Origin of the sequence: Paraburkholderia sp. CNPSo 3274 (genome assembly GCF_024206475.1) — a bacterium.
Taxonomy (GTDB): domain Bacteria; phylum Pseudomonadota; class Gammaproteobacteria; order Burkholderiales; family Burkholderiaceae; genus Paraburkholderia.
Map to the genome: position 1 here is coordinate 1 of NZ_JAMBPR010000112.1, position 17,700 is coordinate 17,700.

Here is a 17,700-nt window from a genome sequence, read left to right on the forward strand (position 1 = left end):
CTTGAAGAAGGTGGACCAGATGTTCGTGTTGAACATGGCGGCATACAACCTCGTGCGCATGCGATCACTGGCACAAATCCGCTTATAAGTGGCGGAAAGCGTGGCAAGGAGGTCAGAAGTCGGCCTCAAGCCGCCGAAAGAACGTTGAATTCGCGTTGAGATTGCACAATGCGAAAGTTTGCGACTGGCGGGCGCGTACATCGAGGCGCACCGCTTCCGCCGGGGATGTATTTCCGCAACCTGTTAAGGTAGGTTTCGTCAACACGCCATGACCGCCCTGTGGGTATGCCAAAACGATTCCAGCGCTTGACGAACTCCGGCGTGAAGCGCTTCACCCAACGCATAATCGTGGTGTGCACCAGCGACAAGCCGCGCTCGGCCATCATCTCGACCAGATCGCGCAGGCTGAGCTTGTAGCGAAGGTACCAGCGCACGCAGAGAATGATGATCTCCCGATCAAAATGCCGCCCATCAAACAACGCCTCCAGGCCATTGCGCTTGCTCATCACCGACCACCAGATTGTTGGGCTGAATACTTTAACCGATTCGCCGAGCCTATTTGCACCAGAACCCTTGCGCCGAGGGCATCGACAACAGGACGGTCGCGACAAGACAACGTGTCACCTCGCATACGGTTTCGAAGTGGCGTTCGCGATTCATCAGTCACCGCGTGGACGGGTTGCTCGATGCACCGCGCCCGGGCGCACCGAGGACGATCGAAGACGCGCAGGTGGACGCGGTCGTCGCACGTACGCTCGAATCCGTGCCCATGGGTGCGACTCACTGGAGCACGCGGACAATGGCCCGCGAGATGGGAATGTCGCAGACAGCCGTGTCGCGGATCTGGCGTGCCTTCGGATTGCAGCCGCATCCTGGATGGATCTTAAGCATCGGCGCCCTCGTTGTCGTAATCGGCTGCACGGATATGACTCCACGGCAGCAGGGAACGGTGAGTGGCGCCGCGATAGGTGCGGCCGGCGGTGCGGGGATCGCGGCGATCGCGGGCGGGAACGCGTGGACCGGCGCGATTATCGGCGGCGCGGCAGGCGCCGTGGCCGGCAACATACATGGTGGCCATCAGTAAGCCTGCCCGCGGTTATGCGAGGCCAGCGATGTTGTGAGTTACGTGCCGCGCTTGTTTGCCGTGCGGATGACTGTCTCATCCAGCGGCTCACCAATCTGCGTAGGCTTTAACGCCGCGGGTATTGCGATAGGCCTGTCGGTGCCCCCCAGGTCGGTTGATTGCTTTTACCAACGACGTTGCTTTCGTGGGCGGCCGCCTGATATTTTACATAAACTAATAGAGCGAGCTTTCGATATATAGTTCGTACACCTACTCGTTACCCGGTCGGGTGCGGACTTCGGAGTTCCGGGAGCATGACGTCTGTAATTCGTCTGCATGAAAGCCAGCACACATCTCTATGAGCCGGCGCCATGTGTTGCAAGTCGTGTAACTCACGCTTGCGTCACCCGCTGGCGCGGATGTGCGGGGACAAAAGTAACGTTCCTGTGGAGATACACCTATTTAGCGTAACCCACGGGCAGGTGGCGAGGATCATCTCAATATGATGCGAAGGATGCCGAATCAATCTGCGCGGCAGTCTCGCGGCCGAACTGCGCTTCGTGCCACTCAAGACCGTCGAGCCGCAATCGGTATCGTCGCTGCATCGCGTGCGCCTGGGTTTTTGTCCAGCCTCGGACAGCGCAAGCCAACCAGATTTGCGGACCGCTCGCCGATTTCGGGATCGCTATTCCCAAGGGAGTCAGGCATCTCGATGCGTCAGGGTACCTGAACTGATCGAAGATGCAGAGAACGAACTGACAGACTCGTTTCGATTGCTCATCCAGCGCCTCATGGACAGTCTGAAGGAGATCGACAGGCGGGTTCGGGAACTCGAGGCCCAGATTCGGGCCAGGCACCGCAATGACGACACGGGTCGACGGCTCGCATGAGTCCCCGGCATCGGGCCACTTACCGCGAGCGCGCTTGCGACCCAAGATCGTCTGAAGTAAGGGAAAGGCACCCAAGGCGTGCGCCGGGAGCGCAGAGTCGCTGCTCAATGAAAGAGAGCTGCGAGACGATGCCGGGCTAGCATAGACGGCCACCGCGGGGGGCTGTCTACTGTTATGAACTGCCAAGCCTGGATCTACGCGTGACCAACGTGGCAGACTCCGTGCGCGCCAGCCTTGCCATCGACGGCCGCACGGTGCTGTCAGTGCCGTATCATGCGCGCATTGCGTAGACATTGCACCAGCCTTCGGCCGCAACAACCTTGCCGGGGAACATCGGGCAGGTGCCCGTTGCGTCGCTGCGCGCGCCCGCAAAGAAGCGGCAATTTGCGCAGCGCTGGCCCGCGGCGTACTTCGGAAACTTGCTGGCGTCGACGCTACTTGCATTGCTGCGATATCCAAGCGACTTTGCTGTCGTGTCGTTATCGTCGACGAGGGCCGGCGCGGCGAGCGAGCGTCCGGCGATGGCAAGTGTGGCACAAAGGCCGGCGGCGTGAAGTATGAAGATTCTGCGATTGCGGGTGATCATGCTGGTTTCCTGATTCAAATAGCTGATAGTGCGAGGTAATCGGATAGCAAGACCGACTAGTGCCGGGGTCCGGCATTGAGCGGTGTGTTCGACGACTGCGCGGTTTCCGCGGTGAGTTTCGCGTTGCCCGCGTCGTAGCCGTTCGTGTAGAGGAGGAATGCCATCAAGTCGGCGTATTCCTGATCGGTCATCTTGCCGGGGCGGTCGGCTGGCATGTTGGTCGACATGTACTGGTAGATGCCGCCTATGGTCAGATGCGAATTCGCAGCCGGAGCGAAGGCCGGGCCGCTCAGCGCGGGCGCGGTGATGCCTTCGAGTTGCGCGCCGTGGCATTTTGCACAGGATTCCGAATAAAGATGCTGGCCGTGCTCGACCTGTTCGTGGTCAAATGCGGGCGCATTGCCGCCAGTCGTTGCAGAGACCTTGATGAAGGCGCCTGGGGTGTGCATGGCGGCGCGCTGATAAGACGCCTTCGTGCTTTCGAGCGAGGGTGCATTCGTGCGCGCCTCGCTTGCGGCGCTGGCCGGCAGCGTCCAGCCACGCGTGAGTGCCGCGAGACGGCCGTCGTCATTCATTCGCGCAAGGGCGTCGTCAATGCGCGTTTGCAGCGCACGCATGCCAAGCCCCGAAGCGAACACGAGATGCCAGTCCGCATACGGCGAGGTCGTCGCCGCGACCGCGAATTGATGCTGCGGATGCGCGCGCTGGTACGCCACGACGGCCGGATACCAGACGATCGCGCGCTGCGCGCGCCCTTTCGCGAGCGCATCGACCGTCAGTTCGGAGGTGTTCTCCAGGTCGAAGCGCGCGTTCTTCTGCTGCACGGCGATGAGTTGCGACGGGCTGGACCAGGTTGCCGCGACCGTTTCCTTGCCGTCGGCCGGTACGGCGGCGCGCGGATGACGTAACGTGACGCTGACATAGGCTGAGCGTAAGTAGCCTTGCGAGAAAATCATCTGCGAGCCCGATGCGTCAGCGACGCTCGAGCGCGGGAAGCCCGCAACGAGGTCGCAGTCGCGGCCCAGCGCGCTGGCGAGTTCGTGCGCCGAGATGCCGTCGTCGCCGCCATCGTCGTCGATGCCGCGTGTGACGAACGTTGCGGCCACGCCCGCGGTTTTTAGCACCGTGCGCGCGACGGCCTGATCGAGCGCGACTGTGGGGCTGCCCGGCAGCATGCAAACACGCACGGCGTTCGCCGCCGCATGGGCACTGGTATGCGCGCCGGCTGCCGCGAGCGCGGCGGCCACGGCGAGCCAGGTGATCCGGATGTTCATGATCGTGTGTTCCCCTGAAGTCTGGGCCGCACGTGCGCGCGGGTGGCTTGCGCGTGCGGCGGAAGGCGAGAGCGTCGTTCAGCCCCGGTTCAGTGCGAACACGTAGAGCGTGCCGCCGCGCGGGACATCTTTTGCCACATCGGCCATCGGGCCGCCCCAGATCGGATTTGCGCCGCCGTAGCCCGCAAGCACGGCAACGTACTCCTTGCCGTCGACTTCGAACACGGAAGGCTGCGCAATGATGCCGCTCGCGAGTTGCGGGCTTTCCCAGAGCACCTTGCCGGTGGCGACGTCGAATGCATAGAGATGGCCGTCGAGCGAGCCGCTGAACGCAAGGCCGCTTGCCGTGGTCGCTACGCCGCCGTTCCAGGGCATCTTGCTCCAGTGGCCCCAGAGCTTCTTGCCGGTGTTCACGTCGATGGCCTGCAGTTCGCCGTAGCCTTCGCTGCCCGGTTCAGGCTTGATTTCGAAGCCCTCGCCGAGATAGGGCAGGCCTTCCATGTAGCTCACCGACTTGCCCGAGAGGCTCATGCAGGCGTGCAGCGCGGGCACCACGGCAATGTGCCGCGCCGGATCGTAGGACACCGACCACCAGTTCTTGCCGCCCAGAAAGCTCGGGCAAGTGTCGATGGTCGTGCCGGCCTTCGGGTACTTCGATGGGTCCTGAACCGGCTTGCCGTCGTCCGTGTAGCCCGTGACGGACGTCGCCTTCACGAATGGCTCCGCGTAGATCAGCTTGCCCGTTTGACGGTCGATAGCGTGGAAGAAGCCGTTGCGGTCGGCGTGGATGATGGCGTCGTAATCCTTGCCCTTGTACTGGATATTCGCGAGGACCGGCGTGTTGACGCCGTCATAATCCCACGTGTCGTTGCTCGTGTACTGGTAATGCCATTTGAGCTTGCCGTTCTTCGGGTCGAGCGCGAGAAGTGAATCGGAGTACAGATTGTCTCCTGGGCGCAGCGCGGCGAGCCACGGGCCGGGGTTGCCCACGCCCCAGTACAGCGTGCGGCTCGCGGCGTCGTAGGTGCCGGTGAGCCACGCAGCGCCGCCGCCATGCGCCTGCATACCGTCGGGCCAGGTCTCCGCGCCTTTTTCGCCGGAGCCCGGAATGGTGTAGCGCTTCCACACGATCGCGCCGTCGTCGGGGTTCAGCGCGGCGATGTAGCCGCGAATGCCGTACTCGCCGCCCGAGGTGCCGACGATGATCGAGCCGTCGAGCGCGAGCGGCGCGAGCGAGAACGCGTAGCCGAGGCCCGGCTCGAACATCTGCTTCTTCCAGACCACGTCGCCGGTCTTCGCGTCGAGCGCGGCGATTTCGCCGCTCAGCATGGCGATGTAGACGTTCTTGCCGTAGAGTGCCACGCCGCGGTTCACCACGTCGCAGCACGCGGTCTTGAACGACTCCGCACCGAGCTTCGGCTCGTATTTCCAGAGCTGCGCGCCGGTCTTTGCATCGAAGGCGTAGACGTTATCTTTCGGCGTGCTGACGAAGAGATAGTCGCCATTGACGATGGGCGTCGCCTCGAAGCCCTGCTTCAATTCGGCCGGAAACTGGTAGCTCCACGCCTGTTTCAACTCACCGACGTTCGACGCGTCGATCTGCTTGAGCGGCGAATGCGACTGGCCGTTGTAGCTCCGGTAGTACGTGAGCCAGCCTGGGTCGCTTTGCGCGCGGGTCAGGCGGTCATAGGTCACGGGCGGATAGTCCGAGGCGGCATCCACTGGGCCCGCATTCAAGGACATCGCCGCTGCGATGGCCATTGCGCAGGTCGCAAGCCGGCTTGCCGCAGCCGAGCGTCTCTTCATCTTCGTCTCCTGAATATTTGTCGATGCACGGCCGGGAAGCGGTCAGGCTAGATGCGCGGGGGATGGGGCCGGTCCGGGTGCACTGGCGTTCTTGCAAGTCGTATGCCATTCGCCGCGAAGCATTGCGCGGCGGGCGATGCAGCCCGTTGATCGATGTACCGCCGAGGTGCCCCGCGTGTGGCCGATCTGTTGCATTCCGGTACAGGCCGCGGAGAAAAGTGTTGGCGAACGTGACAGTGGGCCGGTCGCGCAAAAGGGCGCTGCGCGGTAACGCGCGTGCCGATACACCAGCGCAGCAAAGCAAAGCGCGCCGCCGTGCACGCTGGCACGTTCCTGGCTAGATCACGGCAAAGAGGAGACGGTTGTGCGCGCACCGGTCGGCGCTCGTCGCTTCGGCGTTGAGCTCGCACGACCGCATAAAACAGATGGAGACGAAAGTTGATCCCAGAGAAGGCGGTGGGCGCGAGCCGAGGCAGCGCGAGGCGCGCGTATGCGACGCTTGGCACGAGCCTCGCGCTCGGCGCGCTTTGCGCCGGTACTTCCACGCCGGCCATCGCGCAAGCACAGAGCGTAGCGGAGAAGAGCGCGGATACAAGCACGGATAAAAGCGCGCTGAGTCAAACGCCGAGCCCGCCCGTGCTGCCCGCTGTCGTGGTTGTCGGCACGACGCCGCTGCTCGGCATCGGTACGCCGCTCGCGAAGGTACCGGCCAACGTGCAGACCGTGAGCGCGCAGGACATCGCGACACAGCACCGCGAAACGTTGACCGACTTCTTCGCCGCGAACCTGCCGGGTGTGAGCGTGACCGACGCCGAGGGCAATCCTTTCCAGATGAACCTGAATTATCGCGGCTTCACGGCTTCGCCAGTGCTTGGCACCCCTCAAGGATTGTCGGTGTTCGTCGACGGCGTGCGCGTGAACGAGCCATTCGGCGACGTCGTGAACTGGGACCTGATACCGACTGGGGCGATCGACAAGATCCAGCTCATTCCGGGCTCGAATCCTGTCTACGGCCTCAACACGCTGGGCGGCGCCATCGCGATCACGACGAAGAACGGGCGCACGAGCCCCGGCGGCGACATCGATCTCTCGGGCGGCTCTTGGGGGCGCAAGAGCGCGCAGTTCGAGCAGGGCGGCACGTTCGGGCCGCACGTCGACTACTACGCGAACGCGAATGTCGCGAACGACAACGGCTGGGCCGACCACAACGCAAGCCGCGTGCGCCAGGCATTCGGCAAGCTGCGCTACAGCGACGACGACACGACGCTGTCGATCTCAGGGGGCGGCGCGGACAACCAGTTTTACGGCAGCCAGACGATTCCGCGCTCGTTCCTGGACAACCCGAAACAGGCCTACACGTTTCCGGACCTGAACCGCAACAGCGTGGGCTATCTCACGCTCACGGGCGAGCATTTCTTCAACGACAACGTGGAGCTGAGCGGCAACGCCTACTATCGCCATCTGCGCAACGAGAACGTGAGCAGCAACAACAACACGGACTACGGTTCGATCGACGCAGACGGCAACGTCGACACGCTGGAGGGCACCAATGTCGACTCCATCGTCACAACGGACAGTTTCGGCGCGAGCCTGCAGCTTACGCTGCTCGGCAAGCTAGGCGGGATGGGGAGCCAGCTCGTTGCGGGCGTGGCGGCGGACTTCGCGAACTCGCGCTACGTTTCGTCTTCGCAGGACGCCGCCTTCACGCTCAATCGCGCGACGGTCGGCATCGGCGATTTCGTTCAGCAGACCGATGCAAAAACGCGCAACGCGAACTATGGCGTCTACCTGAACGAAACGCTCACGTTCACGCCGCAATGGACGCTCACGTTGTCGGGGCGCTACGACTGGGCGAGCGCGCGCATTGCAGACGAGAGAGGCGTGCAGCCGCTGCTCAACGGCTATCACACGTTCTCGCGCTTCAATCCGGCCGTGGGACTCAACTGGAATCCGCTGCCTGCCGTCACCGTCTACGCGACCTACAACGAAGGCATGCGTGCGCCAACCGCAATCGAGCTTGCGTGCGCGGACCCGGCTGCGCCGTGCTCGCTGCCGAACGACTTCGTGGCCGATCCGGCGCTGCAACCCGTGGTCTCGAAGACGTTCGAGGCAGGTGCGCGCGGTCGTATCGGCGCGCAGACCAGTTGGAGCGCCGCCGCGTTCAGCACCACGCTCTCCGACGACATCGAGTTCGTGAGCGCGGCGGGCAGCACCCAGGGCTATTTTCAGAACGTCGGCAAGACGCGCCGCCAGGGTGTCGAGCTGGCGGGTCACACGGCGTTCGGCCCCGTTGGCATCAGCCTGAACTACAGCTATGTGGACGCGACCTACCGCTCGACATGGACGGAACAGAGCCCAGCGAATTCCTCAGCGGATGCGAACGGCGTCGTGACCGTGCGGCCGGGTGACCACGTGCCCGGCATTCCGGCGCATGCCGTCAAGCTGCGGCTCGACTACGCGGCCACAGCGAAATGGAGCATCGGCACGAACATCACGTGGCGCAGCGGCGTGTATGCGCAAGGTGACGAAAACAATCAGGATGCCAATGGAAAGATCGCGGGCTATGTGCTCGTGGATCTCGACACGCGCTATCACGTCACGAAACGGCTGGAGGTCTACGCAAACGTGACGAATCTGTTCGACAAGCGCTATGCGAGCTTCGGCGTGCTGGGCCAAAACTTCTTCAACGGGCCCGGCCACACGTTCGACGGCGCGAATCCGGTGAACGAGCAATTCGTCGGACCAGGCGCGCCGCGCGGCTTTTGGGTGGGCCTTCATTACGCCTGGGATTGAAGGGAGGTGCTGCATATGCGCGCATCGGGGTGAGTCCGCATTCCTCCACGCAGGCCATTTGCGGTAATACACAGGCTGGCGAATCGCCGCGGCGCGTGTTTCGATCGACGCTCGCTGCCTTGCATACGGTTCGCTTACACACCGTGTTGCGCGTCGCGTGCGCGTTTGGCGCAAACCGGCTGCGTAGAATCGATGGCCGGATGGCCCGGAGCTTGCTAATAGAGGACACCGAGAAATACCAAAGTGTCCGGCAAGGTACCGGCCAATCGTGGAGGAGAGCATGCGCGACGACGTACATATGGCCGCGGGGCAAGCGGTCCTGGTGTCCAATGGCTGGCCCGCGCCAGCCATTCAGAAGGCGCACGAGCGGTCGGAGACCTTCGGTCTGCGCGCGAAGGCGAGACCGGATTACGATGTGCTTTCGGGTGCAGGGCTTGAGCTCAAGCGCGAGCAGAATCGCGTGCTGTGCATGCATGCCACGCCGGTCATGGAGACGCTGCACGAGCAGATCGTCAACACGCAAAGCATGATCGTGCTGACCAATGCCGAAGGCTTGATCCTGCATTCGATCGGCGACGACGATTTCCTCCAGCGCGCCGAAAAGGTCGCGCTGCGGCCCGGCGCCAACTGGGCCGAGGACCGCCAGGGCACCAATGCGATCGGCACCGCGCTCGCCGAGCGCTGTGCGATGGTCGTCCATGGCGATCAGCATTACCTCGCGGCGAACCGCTTCCTCACCTGCTCGAGCGTGCCGATCTTCGACCCATACGGCGACGTGATCGGTGTGCTGGACGTGACGGGCGACCATCGAAGCTATCACCAGCACACCATGGCGCTTGCGCGCATGTCCGTGCAGATGATTGAGAATCATTTGTTCGCGACGACTTTTCAGGAAACGCTGCAGGTCTCGTTTCATGGCCGCCCGGAGTTCCTCGGCACGCTCATGGAGGGCATCGCCGCCTTCACGTGCGATGGGCGTTTTCTCTCGGCCAACCGCAGCGCGCAATTTCAGCTCGGCCTTTCGCTCGCTGCGCTACGTGCCCATACGCTCTCGTCGCTATTTCAGACCACGAGTGCGCAACTCATAGACCGCATGCGCGCGGGCCTGGAGTCGCACCTCATGCTCAATCTGGCCAGCGGGGCGGTGGTTTGCGCGCGCGTGCAGTTCAGGCGCGCAACGCTGGCCGAAGGCGCCCGACCGGTTGTGGTGCATGGCGCTGCTTCGCAGCCGGCCGCCCGTGCGGTGGCGCAGCCGCCTTCGATGGGCCTCTCGCGCCTGGGCTACCTCGATACGGGCGATCCGCAAGTGGCGCTCGTGATCGCGAAGGTGCGCAAGGTGATCGGCAAGGACATCCCGATTCTCGTCACCGGCGAAACCGGCACGGGCAAGGAGTTGCTCGCCCAGGCCATTCACAACGATTCGCCGCGCCGCGACCAGCCGTTCGTGGCGGTGAATTGCGCGTCGATTCCGGAAACGCTGATTGAATCGGAGCTGTTCGGCTACGAGGAGGGCGCGTTTACCGGCGCACGGCGCAAGGGCGCGGCGGGCAAGCTGTTGCAGGCGAACGGCGGCACACTGTTTCTCGACGAGATCGGCGACATGCCGTATCCGCTGCAAGTGCGCCTCTTGCGCGTGCTGCAGGAGCGCATGGTCAATCCGCTCGGTTCGACGAAGACCATCCCCGTCGATATCGCGATCATCTGTGCGACGCACCGCGATTTGCGCGAGATGATCGCGCAGAACCGCTTCCGCGAGGACCTGTATTACCGGCTCAATGGCCTCGTGGTCCGCTTGCCGCCGCTGCGCGACCGCACGGATCTCGCGGTCGTGATCCAGAAGCTCTTGCACCGCGAATCGCACGGGCGTGCGGACCGGCAGCCGCTCAGCGTCGCAGCGGACGTGATGGCGCTGTTCGAGCGCTGTGCGTGGCCCGGCAACTTCCGGCAGCTCGGCAACCTGCTGCGCACGGCAGCGGCCATGGTCGACGACGACGGCCAGATCCGGCGCGAGCACCTGCCCGACGACTTCTTCGACGATCTGCGTTGCTGCGGCCAGACCCAGGTATTGCCCCCAGCGCTTGCCCACGCGGAGCCGTTGGTGCCGGAGGACGCGCGCCTCGAAGACGTGACCGCCTCGACCATCGCGGCCACGCTCGCGCGCCATGGCGGCAACGTGTCGGCTGCTGCGCGGGCGTTGGGCGTGTCGCGCAATACCATCTACCGCAAGATGCCCGCTGCCGATCCCGGGCGCGGTTCGGGCGACGCCTGAAGTGCCGTTCGCGCGCGCGGCCAGGTCACTTCCTTTCTCCTCCGCTGTCCCACGGGTGTTGCATCCTGTAGCACCCGTGTTCCGAAACGCAACACCCTTTCCCACGCCGGCAGCACTGGCCGCATCGGGCGAGCGCTGGCTCACACCGGCATGCCCCTTGCTTTGAAGAGACTGGCCGCACATTCGATGCGGTATGCAGCCTCAATCTCAAACAAGGAGACATGTCATGCAGTGGACCACCCCCGCTTATACCGATCTGCGTTTCGGCTTCGAAATCACGATGTATATCGCCAACCGCTGAGCGCACGGCAGTGTGCCGTCCGCGCGACCATCGAGGCGTGGCGGGCGGCATGCCGCGAGAACGATCATGAAGATCAGGATACTGGGTTCAGGTGCGGGCGGTGGCCTGCCGCAATGGAACTGCAACTGCGCGAATTGCCGCCGCGCGCGGCAGGCGGGCGGCGATGTGCTGCCGCGCACGCAGTCGTCGATCGCGGTGAGCGGCAACGGCGTGGACTGGGTGCTCGTCAACGCGTCGCCGGATCTGCTTGCGCAGTTGCGCTCGCATCCCGATCTGCAGCCCGCGCGCGCGACGCGCGATAGCGCGCTCACGGCCGTCGTGCTGACCGACGCGCAGATCGACCACGTGACGGGCCTGCTGATGCTGCGCGAACGCACGTCGCCGCTGCCGCTCTATGCTTGCGCGCCCGTGCTCGGCGATCTGTCGAGCGGGTTGCCGCTCGTGCCGCTGCTTGGCTATTACTGCGGCGTGGAGGCACATACGGTCGCGCCGGGCGAGCCGTTCACGATTGCCGCTTGCGCCGGCCTGCGCTTTACCGCACTGCCTGTGGAGAGCAAGCCTCCGCCATATTCGCCGCGCCGCGAGGAATCCGCGCCGGGAGACAATATCGCACTCCTTATCGAGGATATCGTGGCGGGAACGCGCGCGTTCTATGCCCCCGGTCTCGCGCAGATGAGCACCGACGTGCTCGGCACCATGCGCCAAGCCGACCTCGTGCTCGTGGACGGCACGTTCTGGACCACCACCGAGATGATCGACCTCGGCCTCTCGACGAAGCACGCGGCCGACATGGGGCATCTCGCGCAGCGCGGCAGCGACGGCCGGCCGGGCATGATCGACTGGCTCGACACGTTGCCGCGCGGCACGCGCAAGGTGCTTACGCATATCAACAACACGAACCCGATTCTCGACCCGCATTCCGTCGAACACGCGCAACTGCGCGCACACGGTATCGACGTGGCCCACGACGGCATGCAGTTTCAGGTATGACGATGAACGCACCTCACACGTTGCCGGACACGCACGTAATACCATGGACTGCGAATGAATTCGAATCGCATCTTCGTGCGCTCGAATCGCGCTATCACATACACCATCCGTTCAACCGGATGCTCAACGGCGGGCGTTGTTCGCCCGCGCAGATCCGTGGGTGGGTCGCGAACCGCTTTTACTATCAGATCAACATTCCGCTCAAGGATGCAGCGATCCTTTCGAACTGCCCCGATCGCGCCACGCGCCGCCGCTGGATCCAGCGCCTCACCGACCACGATGGGCAAGGCGGGGACGAAGGCGGCATCGAAGCCTGGGTGCGGCTGGGCGAAGCCGTTGGCGTCGATCGGGAAACGATGTGGTCGCAACGACTCGTGCTGCCCGGCGTGCGCTTCGCGGTGGACGCCTACGTGAATTTCGCACGCCGCGCGCCGTGGCAAGAAGGCGTGTGTTCGTCGCTCACCGAGATGTTCGCGCCGCAAATTCATCTGGACCGGCTCGTGGGCTGGCCTTCACATTACCCGTGGATCGAGCCGCGAGGTCTTCAGTATTTTCGCAGCCGCGTGCCGCTCGCGCAGCGCGACGTCGAACACGGGCTCGAAGTGACGCTGAGCCATTTCCGCACGGCCGCCGAACAGCAGCGTGCGGTGGAGATTCTGCAGTTCAAGCTCGATATTCTCTGGTCGATCCTCGATGCGGTCGAAAAGGCATGGCCCATATGAACCCGATAGTGCCCGATGCAGGCAGCGGCGTGCCGCTGCGCCCGCGTTTGCGCGGCATGTACCGCTTGCAGTGGGAGGCCGCCCAGGACGCGTATGTGCTGCTCTATCCCGAAGGGATGGTGCAGCTCAATTCGAGCGCGGGCGAGATACTCGCGCGGTGTGACGGCGCGCACGAACTCGACGAGATCATTGGCGAGCTGGAGCGGCTTTTCAGCACCTCGGAGCTGGCTCCCGACGTCTATCGCTTTCTCGATCACGCGCGGCTGCGCGGCTGGCTCGACTGACATGGCGACCGATACCGCTCTCCCGCCCAAGCCGCTCTGGCTGCTCGCCGAGCTGACTTACCGCTGCCCGCTGCATTGCGCGTTCTGCTACAACCCGGTGGACTTCGCGCGGCACGGCGAAGAACTCGACACCGACGCATGGCGCGCAACCATCAGCGCCGCTCGCGAACTGGGCGCCGCGCAGATCGGCTTTTCTGGCGGCGAGCCGCTGCTGCGCGATGATCTGGAAGCGCTCGTCGCGCATGCGCGCCAGCTTGGCTTCTATACGAACCTGATCACGTCGGGGATCGGCTTGAACGTCGAGCGCATCGAGCGGCTCAAGGCGGCCGGGCTCGATCACATTCAGGTGTCGATGCAGGATTCCACGCGCGAACTCAACGACTTCCTCACGAGCACGCGCACGTTCGAACTCAAGCGCAACGTTGCGCGGCTCGTGAAGGCGCATGGCTATCCCATGGTCCTCAACTGCGTGCTGCATCGTTTCAATCTGCCGCACATCGCGCAGATTATCGATATGGCGCTCGAACTGGGCGCCGATTATCTGGAGCTTGCGAACACGCAGTATTACGGCTGGGCCATGCTCAACCGCGATCAGTTGATGCCCACCGCCGAGCAGCTTCGCGAAGCCGAGGAGACCGTGAACCGGTATCGCGCCCGAATTGGCGAGCGGTGCCGCATTCTGTTCGTCGTGCCCGATTACTTCGAACAACGGCCGAAAGCGTGCATGAGCGGCTGGGGGAGCGTGTTTCTCGGCGTGGCGCCAGACGGCGCAGCTTTGCCTTGCCACGCGGCTCGTTCGCTGCCGGGCCTCGTGTTGCCGAACGTGCGCGACGTGCCGCTGCGGCAGATCTGGCATGAGAGCGAAGCGTTCAACGCGTTTCGCGGCGATGGCTGGATGCACGGGCCCTGCCGCAGTTGCGACGAGCGTCACGCCGATCATGGCGGCTGCCGCTGTCAGGCCTACCTCTTGACCGGCAACGCTGCTGCGGCCGATCCCGTCTGCGCGAAGTCGCCGCATCACGACCGCATCGTGCAGGCCGTGGAATTCGCAAGACGGCCAACACGCGACGACGAGCGGCCAATCGTGTTCCGCAGCAAGCAGAACTCGCTCGCGCTTTGAGTGGAGAATCGACATGGCGACGGTCGTTGCGCGCTTCGATCGTGGTGAGCGAGCGGTATTCGGCCACCACGCGTTCGGGCGACGTGCCGCAATCGCCGGTGTGGTTGCGGGCGTGGTCGCGCTGCATGCCGCGCTGATTACCGTGGCGCGGTGGGAGACGCCAGCATCGCACGCCGCGCCGACGCGCGTGAGGATCGTAGACGCCGTGCTGATTGCGCCGATCCCGCTGGTGCCGCATAAGAGCGAAGAGCCTGCGCAAACGTCGTTGGCGAGCCGATCGATTCATGAAGCCGTACGAAATGATGTTGTGCAGCCGGCTCGAACACGTCCAGCGGCGCGTGTGCATGCGCAAGACGTCACACGCACGACCCCGCCGCGAGCGGCACCACCGGCCGCAGATGCTGCAGCCGAAGCCGCGATGCCAACGGAACACATAGCCGGGCCGCAGCCGCAACCCGCGCCCGTCGCCCAGGCGCCTGCTATCGACACGCCGCGCCGCGTTGCCCATCTGGATTGCATGCTCACGAAGCCCGACTACCCGGCGCAGTCCTTGCGCCGCGCCGAGGCGGGCACGGCCATCATCGAACTCGATACCGCAGCGGACGGCCACGTGGTCGCCGCGCGCGTAGCGACGACCAGCGGCTACACCAGGCTCGACGAAGCGGCGCGCGACGCGGCGCTTGCGAGCCGCTGCCAGCCGTATGTCGAGGACGGCAAGCCGGCGCCGGCACGCGCCGACGTGCCGTTCACGTTCACCCTCAGCGAATGAAACGGAGGACCTTATGCCAATCTATGGAATCGCGCACCTGTGGGCCCAGGGCGATCCGATGACGCGCTTCGTTGCGGCGCTGCTCGTAGCGATGTCGGTCGTGTCGTGGTCAGTGATCGTGTTGAAGACGGTCGAGTTTGCGCGTCTGCGCCGCCATGCAGGCTCCGCGCAAAGACGCTTCCGGGATGCATGCGAACCTGACGAAGACGTCGACGCGTTGGGCCGCCCCGGCACACCGTTCTTCGAATTGGCCAGCGCAGGCCAGCACGCGCTGGCGCACCACGAGGCGAGTGGCGCCAGGCACCGGGGGCGCGTCGACTTGAGCGAGTGGCTGCTGCGCAGCCTCAGGGCTTCGGTGAGCGACAGCTCGACGCGTCTTCAGCGCGGTCTCGGCCTGCTTGCCTCGATTGGCAGCACGGCGCCGTTCGTCGGCCTGCTCGGCACCGTGTGGGGCATCTACCATGCGCTGCTCGCACTCGGCGCGAGTGGCGACGCCAGTCTCGAACACGTCGCGGGGCCGGTTGGCGAAGCGCTCATCATGACGGCGCTCGGCCTGTGCGTGGCGATTCCCGCCGTGCTTGGCTATCACGCGCTCGCGCGTGTCTCGCGCGATATCGTCGCGCAGCTCAACCGCTTCGCATACGGCGTGCACGCGCAGTTGCTCACAGGTAGCGCGCCAGCGCCGTGTGCGACGATGAAGGAACGGGTATGAATGACGATCGCGATCTGGAATACGAAGCGATGCCGGCGGCCGACATCAACATGACGCCGCTGATCGACGTGATGCTGGTGCTGCTCGTCATCTTCATGGTGACGTTGCCGGTATTGCACCATGCCGCGAAGCTGGCGTTGCCGCGCGCGAGCAGTCAGCGCGAGGATCTGGTTGCGCCGCACGTCGATATCGTCGTCGATGCGCTTGGCCATATGAGCTGGAACGCGCAGCCTGTTCAAGAGTCCGGTCTATCGGAGCGACTGGCAGAAGCCGCGCGGCTCACGCCGCAGCCCGAAATCCGGCTTTCGGCCGATCGCGCCACGCCGTACGGGCGCGTCGCGAAGCTCCTCTCGGCGGCGAGCGCCGCGGGACTCGCGAAGGTCGGCTTCGTGACCGAACCGGATTCGGCGCGCCATGGCGGATGAACACTGCGTGTCTTGTGCTGCAGGTTGCTCGTTAAGCTCGAAATGATGAGCGGCGTATCCGCGCGACGCGCGCGACCTTGCCGCCTTTGCCCGTTGCGCGCAGCCAGTGATCACCGCGTGCGTCGGTCTCGACACTTTCTAGCGTCACTCCAACCGGTTCACTCGCGCGAAGCCCGATCGCGTATCGCACCTTCGCGCCAGCGAGCGGATTGGCAAGCACGTAGTGCTGCTCGACGCGCCAGCGGAACAGGGCGCCGAGCATCGACAGCGCATCCGCGAACGAGCGCGCTGAGAGGCAGCCGTTGAACGGTTGCCTCTCAGGTGACGCGCACGCAGTTCGAAGACGCGAGGGTCCTCGCGCGGTTTGCGCAGATGCCGAGAGCTACGTCTTTCTGAGTGGGCCCTCACACCGCCGCATAGATCGAGAGCTCACGCGATCCTGGCGTCGCTTATCGAAGTCCTGCAGTCTGGATGCTGACACCCTGACTACGCGGTTCCTGCCTCACTTCTCGCGCCTTCCGGCCGCTGCGCACAGGCAGCACGAAGCTGATGTGGCCGGGCACCTCCTGGCGCCGGAAGGTTGATCCGGCAATCGACTGTCCTGTGACGAAAGCAAGAACGCCAACACCCTCTGATGGTCGGCGCCAAGGTGTCGAAGCATTTGTCGCGACGTACTTTTCTTCACAGTAAAGTCGCCCAACTGAAGGCGCTTCGGTCGGGAAGGCTTAGGCTAATGAGGGGCCGGTCGCGCCATCACTTTACATAAAGATAATTGTCGCATCTTAGTTCGTCATCCTATGTGTTTTTGGGTGGGGCGGTACCGGCTACGGAGCTTCGGCCATATCAGGCCTGTAGCGCCTCCGCATGGAAGCCATGGTGCGGGAGCGACCTCATCGAACACGTCGATCATGGATGGCGCATAGCAAGACGCCCGGCGCCAGTTAGGCGCAGGTCGCAGTCTCTGTCAAAATAGCAGCATCCGTTCGCCAGCTACTGCGCACCCCAATACGCCTTCGCGGGCCGCATGTTGCCGCCAACGTCCGATCAACAGTGTCGAAAACGGCAACCGGAATCCAACATCCTGGCGATCGAAGGATGAACCGTTACAGCAGACACGACATCGCACACAAGCGATGCGAACAATGCGGCAACCAGACGCCGCCCTGGGACACCATCCACTGCGGCTCCGGCGATGGCCACTATGAGTTACTCTGCACTTCGTGCTTCAATGCCAGGATTGCCGAGTCCGCCGGATTGGCGCTGTCAGCTTTCGCAACGCAAGGTGTGCTGTCTCCGCGGGTCAACCGCGTACGTGCTCTGCTGATGCGTCCCCCGCCGGGCCGCCCGATCCGCTGTGGGTCATGCGAAAATCAGCGACCCCACATCGCCAGGAGCGACTGCACATGAGGTCTGGTATCGCGTGAAGAGGAGCTTTATTCCCACGGACGAGCAGCAGGCGGTGATCGAGGCGGCGCGTGGCACCGGGGACCTGAAGATCAAGGCATTTGCAGGCGCGGGCAAGACCTCCACGCTCCAGCTCGTGGCCGAGCACATCGGGCATCGGCGCGGTATGTACCTCGCGTTCAACCGGGAAATCGCGGCAAACGCCGCCCGGCGCTTTCCACCTCACGTCGGCGCACGGACGATGCATTCGCTGGCGTGGGCCTGCGCCAGCCCGGCGCTCAGAAGCCGCGTG

15 protein-coding genes and 3 pseudogenes are annotated in these 17,700 nt (G+C 64.1%); 13 read left to right on the plus strand and 5 right to left on the minus strand.

Translation table 11 applies throughout. From position 1 onward, the window contains the following. Nucleotides 1-245 precede the first annotated feature (245 nt). A pseudogene (locus M3I54_RS40220) lies at nucleotides 246-506 on the minus strand (IS6 family transposase); the annotation flags it as partial. Between the two features lie 68 nt (nucleotides 507-574). Between M3I54_RS40220 and M3I54_RS40225 the strand changes: the two are divergent. Both M3I54_RS40225 and M3I54_RS40230 read left to right on the plus strand, forming a co-directional pair. Further along, nucleotides 575-871: pseudogene (locus M3I54_RS40225) on the plus strand (helix-turn-helix domain-containing protein); the annotation flags it as partial. 54 nt (nucleotides 872-925) lie between these two features. Further along, nucleotides 926-1,084 carry a YMGG-like glycine zipper-containing protein gene (locus M3I54_RS40230; RefSeq protein WP_254345652.1) on the plus strand — a complete coding sequence of 53 codons (159 nt, stop codon included), beginning with the start codon at nucleotides 926-928 and terminating at the stop codon, nucleotides 1,082-1,084. A 1,140-nt stretch (nucleotides 1,085-2,224) separates the two neighbouring features. Here the strand turns inward: M3I54_RS40230 and M3I54_RS40240 are convergent. The 3 genes from M3I54_RS40240 to M3I54_RS40250 form a co-directional block, all read right to left on the minus strand. Next, on the minus strand, nucleotides 2,225-2,539 hold the full coding sequence (locus tag M3I54_RS40240; protein WP_254345641.1) for a high-potential iron-sulfur protein: 315 nt from the start codon (nucleotides 2,537-2,539) through the stop codon (nucleotides 2,225-2,227). A gap of 56 nt (nucleotides 2,540-2,595) precedes the next feature. After that, nucleotides 2,596-3,813 carry a c-type cytochrome gene (locus tag M3I54_RS40245; protein ID WP_254345642.1) on the minus strand — a complete coding sequence of 406 codons (1,218 nt, stop codon included), beginning with the start codon at nucleotides 3,811-3,813 and terminating at the stop codon, nucleotides 2,596-2,598. A 78-nt stretch (nucleotides 3,814-3,891) separates the two neighbouring features. Beyond that, nucleotides 3,892-5,619, minus strand: coding sequence for a methanol/ethanol family PQQ-dependent dehydrogenase (locus M3I54_RS40250; RefSeq protein WP_254345643.1), 1,728 nt, complete (start codon nucleotides 5,617-5,619; stop codon nucleotides 3,892-3,894). A 438-nt stretch (nucleotides 5,620-6,057) separates the two neighbouring features. Between M3I54_RS40250 and M3I54_RS40255 the strand changes: the two genes are divergently transcribed. The 10 genes from M3I54_RS40255 to M3I54_RS40300 all read left to right on the plus strand — a co-directional run bounded on the left by M3I54_RS40255 (nucleotide 6,058) and on the right by M3I54_RS40300 (nucleotide 16,004). Then, the gene (locus M3I54_RS40255) at nucleotides 6,058-8,412 is read left to right on the plus strand and encodes a TonB-dependent receptor (protein WP_254345644.1); all 2,355 of its coding nucleotides are present in this window, start codon (nucleotides 6,058-6,060) and stop codon (nucleotides 8,410-8,412) included. A 280-nt stretch (nucleotides 8,413-8,692) separates the two neighbouring features. Then, a complete protein-coding gene (locus M3I54_RS40260; RefSeq protein ID WP_254345645.1) occupies nucleotides 8,693-10,681 on the plus strand; it encodes a sigma-54-dependent Fis family transcriptional regulator in 1,989 nt (662 codons plus the stop codon). Between the two features lie 226 nt (nucleotides 10,682-10,907). Then, complete coding sequence (gene pqqA / locus M3I54_RS40265) at nucleotides 10,908-10,982, plus strand: pyrroloquinoline quinone precursor peptide PqqA (RefSeq protein ID WP_006410019.1); 75 nt, start codon at nucleotides 10,908-10,910, stop codon at nucleotides 10,980-10,982. Nucleotides 10,983-11,048: 66 nt separating this feature from the next. After that, nucleotides 11,049-11,972, plus strand: coding sequence for a pyrroloquinoline quinone biosynthesis protein PqqB (gene pqqB, locus M3I54_RS40270; protein WP_254345646.1), 924 nt, complete (start codon nucleotides 11,049-11,051; stop codon nucleotides 11,970-11,972). 2 nt (nucleotides 11,973-11,974) lie between these two features. Then, nucleotides 11,975-12,694 carry a pyrroloquinoline-quinone synthase PqqC gene (gene pqqC, locus M3I54_RS40275; RefSeq protein WP_375542296.1) on the plus strand — a complete coding sequence of 240 codons (720 nt, stop codon included), beginning with the start codon at nucleotides 11,975-11,977 and terminating at the stop codon, nucleotides 12,692-12,694. Beyond that, nucleotides 12,691-12,978: a pyrroloquinoline quinone biosynthesis peptide chaperone PqqD gene (pqqD, locus tag M3I54_RS40280; RefSeq protein ID WP_069262319.1), complete on the plus strand. Its 288-nt coding sequence runs from the start codon at nucleotides 12,691-12,693 to the stop codon at nucleotides 12,976-12,978. Before pqqC ends, pqqD begins: the two co-directional genes overlap by 4 nt. A 1-nt stretch (nucleotide 12,979) precedes the next feature. After that, nucleotides 12,980-14,098, plus strand: coding sequence for a pyrroloquinoline quinone biosynthesis protein PqqE (pqqE, locus tag M3I54_RS40285; protein ID WP_254345648.1), 1,119 nt, complete (start codon nucleotides 12,980-12,982; stop codon nucleotides 14,096-14,098). Nucleotides 14,099-14,111: 13 nt separating this feature from the next. Then, nucleotides 14,112-14,867 (plus strand): energy transducer TonB, encoded by a 756-nt coding sequence (locus M3I54_RS40290; protein WP_254345649.1) that lies wholly within the window; start codon nucleotides 14,112-14,114, stop codon nucleotides 14,865-14,867. Nucleotides 14,868-14,880: 13 nt separating this feature from the next. After that, the gene (locus M3I54_RS40295; protein ID WP_254345650.1) at nucleotides 14,881-15,579 is read left to right on the plus strand and encodes a MotA/TolQ/ExbB proton channel family protein; all 699 of its coding nucleotides are present in this window, start codon (nucleotides 14,881-14,883) and stop codon (nucleotides 15,577-15,579) included. Further along, a complete protein-coding gene (locus M3I54_RS40300) occupies nucleotides 15,576-16,004 on the plus strand; it encodes a biopolymer transporter ExbD (protein ID WP_254345651.1) in 429 nt (142 codons plus the stop codon). The genes M3I54_RS40295 and M3I54_RS40300 overlap by 4 nt, the downstream gene beginning before the upstream one ends. A 31-nt stretch (nucleotides 16,005-16,035) precedes the next feature. Here M3I54_RS40300 and M3I54_RS40305 read toward each other — a convergent pair whose 3' ends face one another. Continuing rightward, the gene (locus tag M3I54_RS40305; RefSeq protein WP_375541694.1) at nucleotides 16,036-16,266 is read right to left on the minus strand and encodes a hypothetical protein; all 231 of its coding nucleotides are present in this window, start codon (nucleotides 16,264-16,266) and stop codon (nucleotides 16,036-16,038) included. A gap of 1,158 nt (nucleotides 16,267-17,424) precedes the next feature. Between M3I54_RS40305 and M3I54_RS40310 the strand changes: the two are divergent. After that, nucleotides 17,425-17,700: pseudogene (locus M3I54_RS40310) on the plus strand (ATP-dependent helicase); the annotation flags it as partial.